This window comes from Chlorobiota bacterium (assembly GCA_016700335.1).
Classification (GTDB): Bacteria; Bacteroidota; Ignavibacteria; order OLB7; family OLB7.
On the sequence record CP065014.1, the window covers coordinates 169,538 to 184,983 of the forward strand.

Below are 15,446 nucleotides of genomic sequence, written 5' to 3' on the forward strand. Positions count from 1 at the left end.
TTCCAATTTCAAAGAAATTTATTTTGACAAAATATTTATACACACCTGGACCCACTCCGTTACCAATGCAAGCCTTATTGGCATTGAATGAACAGCCAGTGTATCATAGATCAAATGAATTTAAGCAATTGTTTGAAGTGGTAAATAAAGGATTAAAATACGTTTTCCAAACTGAAGAAGAAGTATATACATTAGCAACAAGTGGAACCGGAATAATGGAAACTGCACTAGTGAACACATTAAGTGAAGGAGATGAAATAATAGTTTGTGGTGGAGGAAAATTTTCAGAACGTTGGTTTGATTTAGCAATTTGTTTCAATATAAAACCACATTTGATAAATGTACTTTGGGGTGAAAGTGTAAGCATTGAAGGGATTTTATTTGCTTTGAGTAATAACCCAAACACAAAAGCAATTTGTTTAACTCATTCTGAAACTTCAACTGGTGCATTAAATGATATTGAAGAAATTATTCTTTCATTAAGGAAAATTTTCAATGGATTGATTATTATTGATGCAATAACTTCAATTGGAGTACATCAATTTTATTTTGATAAATGGGGTGTTGATGTTGCAATTTGTTCATCACAAAAAGGGTTAATGTCACCTGCAGGTTTATCATTTATATGTCTAAGCAAAAGAGCTAAAAGTTTTCAAATCCAATCAAATATATCTAAATATTATTTAGATTTAAAAAAATATGAGGAGTCTTTAAAGATTAATTTAAGCCCTTTTACTCCAGCAGTAAATTTAATCTATGCTTTAAATCAAAGTCTAAAATTAATTATTGATGAAAGTCTTGAAAAAGTTTGGATAAGACATAAAATTACAGCTGATTTGTTCAAAAGTGAAATGAAGAAAATTGGATTTGAAATGTTCCCAAATAATTCTTCCAATGGAGTATTAACATATTTTCTACCATTTGATAATTTTATTGAAAAATTGAAAATAGAGACTGGAATTGTAGTTTCTGGGGGACAAGATAAATTAAAAGGAAAAGTATTCAGAGTTGGGAATATGGGGCTAACATCATTGTTGGATATAGACAATATTGTTTCATCGATTAAAAAAATATTGAAGTAATATCTATAAATAATACTTTTAAAACGTGAAATTATATTTAAATAAATATGTTAAGGATGATTTGGAAAAATAAAATAAATTCAGGTTCAATTTTAACATTGTCGATATTATCGTTACTTGTTTGTTCTTGTATCAAAATACAAAGTAATAAAACTGGTGAAAGATCAGATTCAGATTCAACACAAATTGATAATGAAGTTTTAGTAAGAGGAATTAGAATTTATGGAATTGGAGAAACATCATCTCCACCAATTATTTTTTTTAACGAACAGCCACTAAATATAAATCAAGATGTTTATGGGAATGGGAAAGCATTGACAATTTCATGTGATATAGTTGCACATAATACACCGAACTTAACTTTACAGATAATTCATTGTGATAGAAACTGGAGATCAACAAAAAATGTTTTTATTCAAGATCCTGTAAATATGAGATCAAATGATTTTTTAATTCATAGAGCACCAATTGGAGTAAGGCAATACGATTACACAGCTGAAATATCTTTCCCATCAAAATCTAGTTTATTAAAAATTGAACATTCAGGTAATTACATAGCTCAAGTATTAGATTATTACAACAGTAACAAAGTGTTAGCAGAGGCTAAATTCTTTGTTGTTGAAGATAATGCGAAAATTAGTTTTATTGCTCAATCGGGATTTTACGAAAGTGCTCAAACTGATGTACCTCAACATGGTTTCAGAGTTACATCAGAGATTTTACCAGATTATACCATATTTGGATACAATATAAAAGCATTGGTACTTTATGAAAGTGGAAAATGGAATTTCCCTATTGTGGCAGAAGAATCTACAAATGAGTTTAAGAAAGGATATATCTTTGCTAGGTGGTTCCAGAGTTTTTCAAGTAGAGTAAATGCAGATTTTATGAACATTCCAGCTGGGAATGAACATAGGTTATTAGATTTAACAGATATAAGTTCATTCCCATTTATTGGTACCCAATCATTAACAACTCCTTTAAGCGATCTACCTAGAAATGGAGGGGCTGTAGCAGATAATAATGGTGTACTTTTAATACCGCTAATTCCAAGTAATGAAGAAGACTACATCCCTTTTGAATTTAGATTAGATTTAAAAGGAGGGAGTGTTCTTCAAGATATATGTGTTGTTGGTACTTTTAATGACTGGACTCCATCTGATAAATGGAGATTATTTTATGATCCAAAAACTGGATATTATAGAACTAGGGGGTTGATTAGAAGAGCAAAACATGAGTATGAATATCTTGCTGGAAAATGGAATTATGATTTAAATGTACTGACTGAATATGAACCAACTTTACTTGAAGGGAATTCCAAAACTTCAACGAAACTATTTTATGGGTTTGTTTATTATCAGGATATTGCTTTAGGTAGCTATGATAGAATTATTGGTTTTAGTTCAGTATATACAGGAAGTTATAAATAGTAATTTGTAAAATGGTTAATCTGTTAAAAAATTTAATTCTCTAATTGTATATCTTTTATTCTAGAGTTTTAATGATATAATATTTTAATTAGTTTTATTTCAAAATCTATTAAAACTGAATTGTAAATATCTAATAAAAATAATTTTATTCGATAAAATATTCAACTTGTATTTTTTAAAAAATTTAATACTATTTATCAAATAATAATTTAGAAATGCTATATACATCAGAATCATTAGAGGCAGTTATAGGTCATTTGAGCAGCCTCCCAACTATTGGAAGAAAAACTGCACAGAGGCTTGCACTTTACTTAATGAAACAACCTCGCGAAAATATTGCAGCTTTATCTCAAGCTCTTCTTGATATGAAAGATAAAACAAAATATTGTTCAATTTGTTGCAATATTACAGAGGTTGACCCATGCCCAGTTTGTACTTCTGAGAAAAGAGATAAAAAAATAATTTGTGTTGTTGCTGAACCAAGTGATGTAATCTCTATTGAAAAAACTAATGATTTCCATGGGCTTTATCACGTGCTTGGCGGTACTATCGATGCTTTGGGTGGGGTAGGACCAGAAGACATAAATGTAAAAGAACTAATTTCAAGATTAGTTGATGAAACTATAAAAGAAATAATTATTGCACTAAATCCGAATATTGAAGGGGATATGACTACTCTATATTTGTCAAAATTGATAAGACCTCTAGGAATTAAAGTTACTAGAATAGCACGTGGAATTCCACTTGGAAGTTCACTCGAATTTGTAGATGAAGCAACAATGTCAAGAGCAATAGAAGAAAGAGTAATTGTACAATAGAAAGAAAAAACCAAACCAAAAAGTATAAATTATTTAACAACAGAAAGAATTAAAGTTTTATAAAATGAACCACTATTAAGAGAGTAATAATAGTAACCACTTGGTAAATTAGATACATCAATTTCAAGTTCGTATTTACCAGCCTCTAAGAACTGATTGATAAATTTATTAATAAGTTTACCATTAAAATCAAAGAAAGAAAAAGAAGTAAATCCACTAAGCCCTAAGCTATATTGAATTTTAGTAATAGGATTAAAAGGATTAGGGACATTTTGATTTAAATAATAGTTAGAATTAGTTAGTTGAATTAATCTATTTTTCAAACCACAAATAGGTTCAACATAAATAGAAGCAGAAGAGCCAACAAGATTAGCGCAAGGTAAGTTAGTAGAAACAAAAGAGACAGCAACAGAAGGCTTATCATTACCCGATAGCTTAACCCCGAAGTTCAAAGAAAACAGAGGAGCATTAGGTTTAAAGATAGCGTTAGAAAGATCAAACACAATTTTACCAGGAACACTTTTAGAATAATTTAGATTGATATTGCCGGACAAAGAAGAGAAATTTAAAGAATCAAATAGAAGCTCATTAACGTTGTAATCAACAACAGCTTGAAAGTAATTAACATTAAGAAGATTAAAACTATTAGCAGGGTAAACATTAAATTGCAGATCAGAGCCAATAAAGCAGAGCTTACTATTAAGAGGAGATAAAGAAGCTTTAGAAAAAAACAGATTCAGAAACAGAACTAAGATTTAGAATAACAAAAAGAGGAGAAATAGAAAATGGATCATTATGAAACAAAGCAATAGAGATTGATTTATTATCTTGAACAGAAGGAGAATATCTAAACAACAGATCAAAACTTTGCTTAGGAGAAAGAGTAAGAGGAAGAGAAGAGATTAACTTAACAGAAGAATCAATAAAAGAACAATTATTGAAAGTAACAAAATGAGATCCAAGATTAGAGATATTAACTTTAACAATAGAATCATGCCCAACACAGACGTTCAGCGCATCAGCCCCCAAAGCGTGAACAGAGCCATTGTTGATACCGACGCCAACCCAATGGGAAGTGGTGTCAACATTATCTAAAGTAATGGCTTTAACGTTAGCGAATCTAAGCCCAGTATCTAACGCAGAGAAGAAAGCATCAAAATTAATAGAATCTTTCACTCCATTTTTAAGAACAATAGGAGGAACAAGTTTAATGAATTTAAAATTAGAATCAATAGAGAAATCATTACCAGACAAATTATTAAAACTAAAAGCAACAATAGAAACAGAGTCAATAAAGCTAGAATCACTGATAGAGAAAACAATACTTCTATTATTGGGTCCAAGACCAACAGCTAAGGAATCGAAGTTATAATCTTGAGTAAAAAGCAGAGGAATAGTTCCATCCCCAGATAGGGAAGATTTAACATCATTGCCTCCTTTAATAACATTATACTCAATAATCATTTTACGAGATTTAATAGCAGAAGGATTAAACTGAACGTTAATCAGAACGCTATCATTAGGCGGAATAGATAAGTTATTAAGAAGAGATAAATTAAGAGGATTAATTCTAAAATCATTAGAATCAAAGGAGTAATTTATAACACCATTAACAAGCGCTACAGAATTACCGATGTTATGCTAAAGCACAGAACCATCCTGCCACCCAGACTTAACTCTAATTCTCCCCCAATCAAAATCAGAAGCAAAGAGTTGAGAATAAACAGCCTTACCTTTTATTATAGCAATACTATCATTTAAAGGATTAGAGTAAGCATTATGAGAGAAGAAAATAGTGTCAATAAAGGAACCAGGCACAGAGGGGTTAAAGGAGACATTAACAGTATTATGATCCAAGAAATTAAGAACAAATGGTAAAGAAGGTAACCCATTAGTAAAAGAGAAAGCAGGAGTGCGAATACCTGAAGCATTAAACACAGATAACTTAGCCTCAAAGTCAAGAGAAGCATTGTTGATAGAGAAAGAATCAAGAGAAGTTGAGTTAACAACAATGGTACCGAAGTCTATATCAGAGACTTTGATTAAGATAGCAACAACTTTAGCTTTAAGTGGAAGGAGAACTTTTTTACAAGGGAAATCAACTCCAAAAGGAGAGATTTGTTCACAGACAAGAGTATCAAAGAAAGTCCCCCGAGCAGAGGAAGCAAACTTGAGAAAACAAGTAAGAGATTGAGAAGAATCAATAGTAAAGGGAGAAGTAGGTTTAATAATAGAGAAACCATTATTAGCATTTAACAGATATAGAGGTTTAAGATTAAGTTTATGAACAGAAGAGTTAGAAAAGATAACTGAAGAATCAATAGATTTAGGTAAATAGAGGAGTCCAAAATCTAAAGAATTAAGATTAAATTTAAAAGAGAAAGTAAAATAAAAGATAGTATCACAAACAGAGTTACCGGACATATCGGAAACAATAATAATTCCACGAGCATCTTTAGATTTATCAATAACATTTAGCTTAAAGTGAGCAATAGAATCAAGACCAGGAATAAAAGGATCAACAATAAGTTCATAATTAAAAGAGGAATCAGGATCAAGGAAGATGATAGATAAGTTACTACGATAAAGGGAATCAAAAGGCAGATCTTGAGCGAGAGCATCAACATTACTAAGGCAGTCTTGAATATGCATAACCTTAGGCTTGAAAGAATCAAGGAGATGAATAAACTTAGTCCCAGCATTTAAAGGAACGCTGTAAGCATCTGTTTCGTTATACCCATAAAGATAACCGGCAAACAAAGATTTAGATCTAAGAGCATATTCGCCATCAGGAATAGAAATAGTTTTGCCAACATAAGTAACGCCATTAACTTTATAGGAGAAAGTAGAGAAACTATTGCCAAAAACAGAAAAGAGATTATTCCATTTATCAGTAAATTTAAAATAGATTTCTAAATCAAACAAACCTAAAGAATCAGAAATTATATTAAGATAATGTTTAAATGTAACAATTGAAGTAGATAAAGTAGTAAAATGAGTTTCATTTATAAATTGTTCAGTAGGGGTTAATGTCAACATAGAAGGATCTGAGTTTAATACTCTATCCCAAAAAGAACCATTTGAATACTGAACAACAGAAATAGGCTTATCAGTACTAAACACTAAAGGAACAACAGGAGGTTGTTGAAATTCAAACCAAGAGTTATTACAATCACTAGAAGTAGTAATTAAGTTTTTATAAAGTGAACCATTAATATAAACATTAGTATTAATATCAGAAGCAAAAACTCTATAAGTATCCCCCTCTTTACGAGTAGCAAAGGGGAAAGCAAGATAGGAAAACCCCCAAGTATCAGTTGGTCTAAGCATCTCCTCTAAATGATTGCAAGCATAAGATGTTGTAGGAACATAAGCACATACATGTCCAGCAGTAATAGCGATAGGTTTGTTAGAAATAACATTAGTGCCAGTTAAATCTTGATAAATGGAATCAGTCATCATTAAGAAAACTTCATTTTTATTCATTCTAATTTTAAAAGTACCATCAGCACCTCTATGGCTTTTAGAATTCATATTTAAGGGTAGTGTAATAAAAACATCTGAACTATCAAGGGGATGATATTGAAAATTGACCATTAGTTTTGAAAATAGGATTTGATGCGTTCTCAAAAGACTGAATTTTGTAATGAGTACCTAAAGAATTAACAGGATAATTAGTCATACCAACAGATGTAAAATAATGACCACTCAAAGCATAAACAGTTATCAAATTATCTGAGATTATTTGTAAAGATTTATTAATATATAACTTGTCTTCTGGTATTTTTGGGTTGTTAATTGAAGGATAAGGAATAACTTGAGCAAAATCAGTAGGGATGTCAATAGTCAAAAAATCAAAAGGAATAGTATATTTTTCGATAACAAGATAATTACCACTAAAAATTTCAATTTTAGATTTAAATTTAGAGTAAACATATACCTTCGTATTTAAAGTTCCTGTCCCTTTAATTCCATTTTCAGAATTAATAGGAAATGTAAAAACAAAATCTTTGCTTTCAAAGGATTGGGAGAAGAGACTACATTGACAAAAAGAAAAATTATAATTCAAGACAAGAATTATAACAACAAAAACAGCATAGTGTTTTATAAATTAGATGAAATAAAATGTGATTATTTTATTTAATCTATTTTATTTATTTAGATAATAAAATAGATCCTCGACAAATATCTTTTTTATATTTAACTAAATAATAATAAATACCGTTTGAAAGATTTTCGCTTGATAATGTAATGAAGTTGTATCCTTTAATCCCATTAATTAAGGGCTTTGATAACACTTCACGCCCTAGATTATCATATAAATAAAAACTAGTTTTAGATTCATTTTGTAAAAAATAAGTAATCATAGTTGTGTTCTTGAAAGGATTTGGTGATACAGTAGTTATAAATTTTTCATCAGTTAAATTACTATTTATATTTGCAGTTTTACCAAACTCTATATCATCAATATACCATCCATCTAACTCATTCAAAGCTGACGTTTTGAGTCTGAATCTTACAATTGCATAAGATTTTCCTGGAGGAAGTGTAGGTGGAATTTTTAGAGTGAAAAATTCTCTTTTCCAATCACTATTATTTGCAGATGAATCTTTCCATTCTTGATAAGAATTCAAATTGTAACTTGCAATTTTGTTAAAAGTTTTCCCTTTGTCTAAACTCATTTCAACGATTGCAGAATCACCTTTATCTACAATACTAATATGTGAAAACTGAAGTTCAATTCCTACGTCTGTAATTTCCACTGGATATACTTGCATAGCATTGTTTGTATTTGGAGAGTATTTTCCTGTTGGTGAATCAGTAAATGAATTTGGTGCACTAAGTGAAATAGATTGAGTTGTTCCCCAACCTTTAGGAATTAAAAACTTAGGAGTAATCAAATCGAAATTTTCTTTATAAGGTGAACCATCACCAACATAAACTAAAATAGTATCAGAAGATTTACTTTCGTTATCTGATAAATCTGTTAGAACTGCATTGTATTTATAATAACCTCTTTTAGGAGAATCTTTTAGTATTAATATCTTTCCAGTATCATTTATAGAAATAGGCTCTGTTAACAATAAAATTCCATCTCTAAATATTTTATAATTTTTAGGATTGTTAAAGGCTGTAGCCGAGTCAGCTCTGTATTTTGGAATAAATAATGGGAGCTCAATTTCAGGTTGATAACCAATAACATCAGAAAATTTTGGTGGAGAAGGGATTAATACATTTCTAGGATTAAATATAGCTGTTCTTTCTTGACTAGTATCAATTGAAGTTACTACTTTCATTGAATACTTGTACTCTTTATTAACATCACTAACTGAATCAATATATTTGATAGTACCAGCGGGTAAGGTGATTAAAGGTTTTCCATCTTTCTCAATTAAAAGTGAATAATCAACAACAGGTTTTTTAAACATTGTCTCCATTGAAGGATTCTCCCAAATTAAAGTTGCTTGATTTACATTTATTATTGAACCAGTAACTTTAAATTTAGAAACTGGTTGCGGTTTGTATAAAGAAACAACTGCAGTATAAACATCATTTTCAAGTGATCCAGTTTTAGCTTTTCTTGTATCTAAAAAAGAAGGATAAATTTTTCCATTATAAAATGAATTCCCACTATAATCCCCAGCAAAGATATTATCAACAAAAGGATTTTTTCTGTAATCACTTGCAAAGTCACTCATCTTTCTATCAATCCATGAATCACCTCCATCACTACTGTAAGAGACGTATTGTTCAACAGTTATGTTCTCTGGATCATCACGACTATCTGAATAGGTTATAGCAATATCCCCAGTTGTTACATCAACGTTCATCCAGGGCCACCATTTATCATTTGTTGAATCAGAGTGAACTAATTTTGGGATGCTCCAAGTGTTGCCACCATCACTTGAACTAGTAAATCTAATTTTTGGTGAAGTACCAGAAGCATAAGCTAAATAAATAGTACCTTTTTTATTTGAATTTGAATTATCAACACATAATGTTGGGTAAGTTTCAGCTCGAAAAGTATTTTTTAAAACATGATAAACTGAACTATCCTTTACTTTACGAGGAGTACCAAGAGTTGAATAATTTTTTATAATATAAGTTGGAGTTGAAAAAGTTAACCCACCATCTAGCGATTTAGAAAATCCTATTGACCTGGAAGGACCATCATTCCAGCATACATAAACTTCACCTAAAGGTCCTGTTGAAGAAATTGGGAAGCTTTGTCCAAATGTTGTATCAGTTGATATACCAGTTTTTCTTGGGCTTACATTTACAGGAGTTGACCAATTCATCCCGCCATCTTTACTATACGTAAAAACAATTTGAGTGGCACTATCACGATCTGTTACACGCTTCCAAGGAGTGTACATTCTACCATAATAATTCGATGATTTGCTATTATCAATTTGTATGTAATATTTGTCTTCAAAAGCTGAATCTTTACTCATGGTTCCTTTATGTTCAATAACTTTAATGTGGTTAATCCAAGACTTCCCACCATCTGATGATTTGCTTAAATAAACACCGCTTTCACCAGTATAAACACCACTCGGAAAGGCACCATACATTACTATGCAATTCCCTTTATCATCAAACCCAACAGACGGATCATTACCAATTTTCCATGATTTAAAAGAAGTATCTTTTTTTTGTATTCCATTTTTAATTGTATCCTTAACATACATATATTTAATGTCTGTAAACACCGTATCTCTCCAAGATTTGCCACCATCATTCGAAATATAAAAAACGCATCCTCGGTAATCTACAGCCGATGAAATAATGTTGTTAGGGTCAGTTGGATTGATAGCAATGGAAGATTCATTTTGTGCTCTTGTAGTTGCTGGAGGTTCAACAACCATATTCTTGTTTAGAAAATAGAAATTCTCAGTTGCATTTGCTCCTAAAATATATTTAAACCAGTCTTCTTTTTCAGTATCTTTTTGAATGGATTCATTATCCAAATCTGGATCTATACTTGGTCTGGAACGCTCATAGTTATTAGCCTCCTGCGTAAATAAAGTTGGGATTATAAAACAAAAAAAGATAAAGAATGTAGAAATAAATTTCATAATTACAACAAAAAATTTTTTGAAGTGTTTCAAATATAATTAATTACGAAAATAAAACTTTAGTTATGAAAAAATGTAGTTAATTAATGAGATCTTAACATCCAATAAAAAATCGATAATAATTTAAGATTGTTAAAATTAATAATTTTATAAAAAACAATTTTAAAATTGAATAAAATAATATTGCCAAACCAAAACAAATAATTAGATTTGATAAATCCAAAAGAAGAAAAATAGTTAGAACCCCTGTTAATAAATAACACTCGTTTTAACAAAAAAAAATAACTGTTTTTTTAACCACAAATTCCAACAAACAAAATTGAACAAAACAAAGCTCTAGAAGTGGCTCAAACCAAAAGCCTCAGACCTCAGACCTCAGACCTCAGACCTCAGACCTCAGACCTCAGACCTCAAAATAACTACTAAAATATTTTGTATTATTTTGGGAGTAATTTTTACATTTTTCAGTACCAATTTATTATTAGTACAGGATCCAATTATAAGTCCACCACCTTGCATAGGTAATGAATGCACAGATTTGGTATGGCATTATGATTCATTAATTGTTCAACCACAACTGTTTAATTATCAAGTCCCACAAGAAATTTGTACCATTAAAATGTATTTTAAACATGCTGTAGGATGTGGAAAATGCTATCTTTCAATTATAGGATATAAGATAATTAATTGTGTAGGTTTCAATAATTTTAAACAACAGATATTGAATGGTGCACTTGAGAATATTTTAGTTAATAGTGTAATGGGTGACCCAAATTCCTGTAAGCCTTCTAAACAAACACCATGTGTAAATTCAATCAGAGTTTTTACAGGTGCTTGTAAACAAGAGTACCATTATTATGATACCCCAGGACATGATCCAAATGGTAATACAGTTGCATATGTACCAATTATTTCACCATGGGGATTTTTAGGACCTAATGTACCTATTTATATTCCAATTCTACCTGGGGAAACAGTTTATGTACCATGTTCACCTGTTTGTTGTAAAGCAACTTATCAATTTTGTGCTATTTTTGGTATAGTGGCTAATCAAGAAGTTGTAGTTTATACTTTGATTTCAACTCCAGATTCTGGATTAACCCCAAACTGTTCTGAAGCAGTATCATATACGAATGATAACAGACCTTGTATAGCTGATTGTTGGTTTTCAAATTTTTATAAAACAATATCAAAACCAATTCATAAGTGAAAAACATAACTAAAATAATTACAGCAATAGTATTATTAATTATGTTATTCATTGTAGATATAGTTAAAGCTCAAAATGGTAATTGGGTATTCACTTCTAAAGCTAATCTTAGTAGTGTTTCAGATTTTACTAGTGCTGATTCAATGAATAGTATGATCGCAATTACTGATTTAAGTGGTAATGGTGCTATAATGAAATCAGAAGATGGCTGTAGATCTTGGAAAAGAGTATATTTAGATTCAAGTAAAGGTAAGTTTTTATCTGTTAAAAGCATTTCCTATCCCTCAAAGAATTTCGCAATAGCTCAATTTGATAGTTTGTACATAGTTAAATCTACTAATGGAGGTTTGACATGGGATAAATATAAGTTTACAAATATTAATCCTCCATATTCACTGACTGGTTGGAACGGAATTATTTCCATGAAAGATGATAAAATAGGGTACTTAAGTACTTCTAATACTGCTCCAGATAAATTATTCAAAACAATTGATGGTGGAACAAATTGGATAGAAGTTAATAATAAATTCTTAAATGGTTGGGATGGTTGTTTAATAGAAAACTTGATTTGTCTTGACAAAGATAAAATAATTTGTATTTTAGATTCTTGGGCACTTAATAGTTATGGGATTGCAACTTCTTTAAATGGTGGGAAAAATTGGGTAATAATAACTAATGATTTATTCGAGAATAAATGCCATTTTACTAAATTTTCTTTTTTAGATGGTGTAAACGGCTTTTTGATGGGATATTATTTAGATACATTAACTAAAATTGAAATTCCAATGTTATTTAAAACGAACAATGGTGGATTAAAATGGGAAGAAATAAAAATGAATAATAAATCAATTTTAAAAAAAGGTGGACCCTCAAGTATTTATTTTACAGATTCTTTAAATGGAGTAATGGGGGCTCGTGAAGAAATAATAAGTACAATTGATGGAGGAAGTACATGGGAATCAGAATATTATGATAGGATAAAAGCCGCTAACCAAGGGTTTAAAGTAACAAAAGTTAAAGGTAGTCATGGATTGGCTATTACAAATTTAGGTAATTCATTCTATTACCAGCCAAGAACAACAAAAGTAAAAGCAGAAAAGAACAAAGGAGAGTTGATTTTATATCCAAACCCAACAAGTACAACAGTAAAAGTAAGATTACAACCAGGAGAAGAAGAGCTAACAATTCGAGATGTATTAGGGAAAGAAATAAAGAGTTATAAGGGAATAGGAACAATAACAGGAACAGAAGAATATGAGATAGATGTAACAGAAATAAAGGGAGGAATATATTTCATAACAATAAAATCAAAGGGAGGAATAAGAGTGGAGAAGATTGAGGTGGTTCATTAAATCTTGGGAAAAAAAGTACAATCCCCTTAATAACAAAAAGTTGTTGAGGGGATTTTATAAAAAAAAAAGCAGTAAAAAATAATATTGCCAAACCAAAACAAATAATTAGATTTGATAAATCCAAAAGAAAAAAAATAGTTAGAACCCCTGTTAATAAATAACACTCGTTTTAACAAAAAAAATAACTGTTTTTTTAACCACAAATTCCAACAAACAAAATGGAACAAAACAAAGCTCTAGAAGTGGCTCAAACCAAAAGCCTCAGACCTCAGACCTCAGACCTCAGACCTCAGACCTCAGACCTCAGACCGCAAAATAACTACTAAAATACTTTGTATTATTTTGGGAGTAATTTTTACATTTTTCAGTACCAATTTATTATTAGCACAAGTTCTAGTTGAACAGACTACCCCTCCGCCTTGTAATGATAATCAATGTGAAGGTGAAATATGGTACCATAAAACTGCACAATTTAATAAACCTGATTTTACTAGCATGGGTTTGGATTTAGGGGATTCTTGTTATATTATTGTAGATTACAAAGTAAGTACTAGTTGTAATCTTTGCAAATTCTCAATTGTTTCATATAAAGTACATGGATGTAACAATAATTTTGAAACAAATAAATCTTTATTATTAAATGCTTGTTTGTTACAGATTATGTTAATGGAAAATGCTTGCAATCCAACAGAAAATACACCATGTATAGAAAATGTAAAAGTATCATCAGGTTCATGTATGAAAGCTTACTATTATTATGATACACCAGGGCACGACCCATTTGGCAGTAGTGCTGCATATGTGCCAGTTATATCACCATGGGGTTTCTTAGGTCCAAATACTCCAACATTTATCCCAATTTTGCCTGGTGAAACAGTCTATGTACCATGTTCACCAATTTGTTGTAAAACAAAATATAAAATTTGTGTAACATTTAATCAATCAGGATCTCAAATATCATGGTCAATGATATCACAATCAGATACTACTTTAATACCACCTTGTGATTCAGTTTCACCTGTGGATCCTTATGAAACACTGCATCCATGTTTGCCAAGCTGTTGGTTTAATACTTGGAACTTTAGTAAAGCATCAAACTATTATCTAAAACCAGAACATAAATGAAATACAACTTAATTTTTCTATTGCTAATAATAGCAAATAATTTGTTTGCTCAAAAAGGAGACTGGGTACATTCTAACAGCTTTAAATATTTATATTTTACAAGCCTGTCTGTTGCTGATTCATTAAATGCAATGGCAACTGCAAATGGAGATGGTGGAACAATTATAAAAACAGAAGATGGTGGAAAAAGTTGGAAAATTGTATTTACAGGTTCTGGACAATTAAGTAATGGTTTTTCAAATAGAGTAAGAAGTATTTCATATCCAACAAAAAATTTTGCAATAGCACAGTTTGATGGTTTTAATATAGCTAAAACAACTGATGGTGGAAATTCTTGGAGTGTAAATAAGTTTACAAACATGACAGCACCATCATCAATATTTGGTTGGCAAGGTTTAATTTCAATGGTAGATGAAAAATATGGTTATTTAAGTACAGCTTATACTGGACCTGATAGAATTTTTAAAACAGAAAATGGAGGTAATAGTTGGAAAGATTTAATTTGTAATTTTCCTACCGATTGGGTGAATTGTTCTATTAAAAACATGATATGTTTAAGTAAAAATAAAATTGTTTGTATTGCAATTTCCAATAAACTTTTAAAATATGGGGTTGTATCTTCCATAGATGGAGGATTAAATTGGACATTAAATTCAGATTCATTGTTTGATTCAACTATAACATTACAAGAGTTTTCATTTATTGATGAACAAAATGGATTTTTAGTAGGTTACAAGAGTGATTCAATAAAAAAAACTAAATTCCCATTATTATATAAAACAAAAGATGGCGGAATTAATTGGGAAGAAGTAAAAAGGGATAAAAGATTGTTATTATTAAGAGGAGGAATATCCAGAATTTCATTTAAAGACACATTAAACGGAATAATAAGTGGAACAGGTGAAATATTGAACACTACAGATGGTGGGCATACATGGAATAGTGAATATTCAACATTGAACGATGGGGGTGACTCTTACTTTGTTTCAAGGATAAAAGGGAATCTTGGAATAGCAATAGCTACTGATGTAACTACATTATATTACCAGCCAAGAATAACAGAAGTAAAAGCAGAAAAGAAAAAAGAAGAATTGATTTTATATCCAAACCCAACAAGTACATCAGTAAAAGTAAGATTGCAACCAGGAGAAGAAGAGCTAACAATTCGAGATGTATTAGGGAAAGAAATAAAGAGTTATAAGGGAATAGGAACAATAACAGGAACAGAAGAATATGAGATAGATGTAACAGAAATAAAGGGAGGAATATATTTCATAACAATAAAATCAAAGGGAGGAATAAGAGTGGAGAAGATTGAGGTGGTTCATTAAATCTTGGGAAAAAAAGTAC

12 protein-coding genes are annotated in these 15,446 nt (G+C 30.3%); 7 read left to right on the top strand and 5 right to left on the bottom strand.

Annotated elements, in window-relative coordinates:
- Positions 1–23: 23 nt before the first annotated feature.
- From IPP08_00675 to recR, 3 genes are all read left to right on the top strand, one after another.
- Positions 24–1,082 (top strand): alanine--glyoxylate aminotransferase family protein, encoded by a 1,059-nt coding sequence (locus IPP08_00675; protein QQS66725.1) that lies wholly within the window; start codon positions 24–26, stop codon positions 1,080–1,082.
- A 47-nt stretch (positions 1,083–1,129) separates the two neighbouring features.
- Positions 1,130–2,512 carry a DUF5103 domain-containing protein gene (locus tag IPP08_00680; GenBank protein ID QQS66726.1) on the top strand — a complete coding sequence of 461 codons (1,383 nt, stop codon included), beginning with the start codon at positions 1,130–1,132 and terminating at the stop codon, positions 2,510–2,512.
- Positions 2,513–2,727: 215 nt separating this feature from the next.
- Positions 2,728–3,330, top strand: coding sequence for a recombination protein RecR (gene recR / locus IPP08_00685; protein QQS66727.1), 603 nt, complete (start codon positions 2,728–2,730; stop codon positions 3,328–3,330).
- 29 nt (positions 3,331–3,359) lie between these two features.
- Here the strand turns inward: recR and IPP08_00690 are convergent, their stop codons facing one another.
- From IPP08_00690 to IPP08_00710, 5 genes are all read right to left on the bottom strand, one after another.
- Positions 3,360–3,884: a T9SS type A sorting domain-containing protein gene (locus tag IPP08_00690; GenBank protein ID QQS66728.1), complete on the bottom strand. Its 525-nt coding sequence runs from the start codon at positions 3,882–3,884 to the stop codon at positions 3,360–3,362.
- A 166-nt stretch (positions 3,885–4,050) separates the two neighbouring features.
- On the bottom strand, positions 4,051–4,794 hold the full coding sequence (locus IPP08_00695) for a hypothetical protein (GenBank protein QQS66729.1): 744 nt from the start codon (positions 4,792–4,794) through the stop codon (positions 4,051–4,053).
- A gap of 177 nt (positions 4,795–4,971) precedes the next feature.
- Positions 4,972–6,927 (bottom strand): hypothetical protein, encoded by a 1,956-nt coding sequence (locus tag IPP08_00700; GenBank protein QQS66730.1) that lies wholly within the window; start codon positions 6,925–6,927, stop codon positions 4,972–4,974.
- On the bottom strand, positions 6,899–7,399 hold the full coding sequence (locus tag IPP08_00705; protein ID QQS66731.1) for a hypothetical protein: 501 nt from the start codon (positions 7,397–7,399) through the stop codon (positions 6,899–6,901). The genes IPP08_00700 and IPP08_00705 overlap by 29 nt, the downstream gene beginning before the upstream one ends.
- Positions 7,400–7,484: 85 nt before the next feature.
- Positions 7,485–10,409, bottom strand: a complete 2,925-nt coding sequence (locus IPP08_00710; protein QQS66732.1) for a T9SS type A sorting domain-containing protein — start codon at positions 10,407–10,409, stop codon at positions 7,485–7,487.
- Positions 10,410–10,851: 442 nt separating this feature from the next.
- Between IPP08_00710 and IPP08_00715 the strand changes: the two genes are divergently transcribed.
- The 4 genes from IPP08_00715 to IPP08_00730 all read left to right on the top strand — a co-directional run bounded on the left by IPP08_00715 (position 10,852) and on the right by IPP08_00730 (position 15,427).
- Positions 10,852–11,619, top strand: coding sequence for a hypothetical protein (locus IPP08_00715; GenBank protein QQS66733.1), 768 nt, complete (start codon positions 10,852–10,854; stop codon positions 11,617–11,619).
- The gene (locus IPP08_00720) at positions 11,616–12,971 is read left to right on the top strand and encodes a T9SS type A sorting domain-containing protein (protein ID QQS66734.1); all 1,356 of its coding nucleotides are present in this window, start codon (positions 11,616–11,618) and stop codon (positions 12,969–12,971) included. The genes IPP08_00715 and IPP08_00720 overlap by 4 nt, the downstream gene beginning before the upstream one ends.
- A gap of 342 nt (positions 12,972–13,313) precedes the next feature.
- Positions 13,314–14,096 carry a hypothetical protein gene (locus IPP08_00725; protein QQS66735.1) on the top strand — a complete coding sequence of 261 codons (783 nt, stop codon included), beginning with the start codon at positions 13,314–13,316 and terminating at the stop codon, positions 14,094–14,096.
- Positions 14,093–15,427 (top strand): T9SS type A sorting domain-containing protein, encoded by a 1,335-nt coding sequence (locus IPP08_00730; protein ID QQS66736.1) that lies wholly within the window; start codon positions 14,093–14,095, stop codon positions 15,425–15,427. Before IPP08_00725 ends, IPP08_00730 begins: the two co-directional genes overlap by 4 nt.
- The last annotated feature ends 19 nt before the right edge of the window (positions 15,428–15,446 follow it).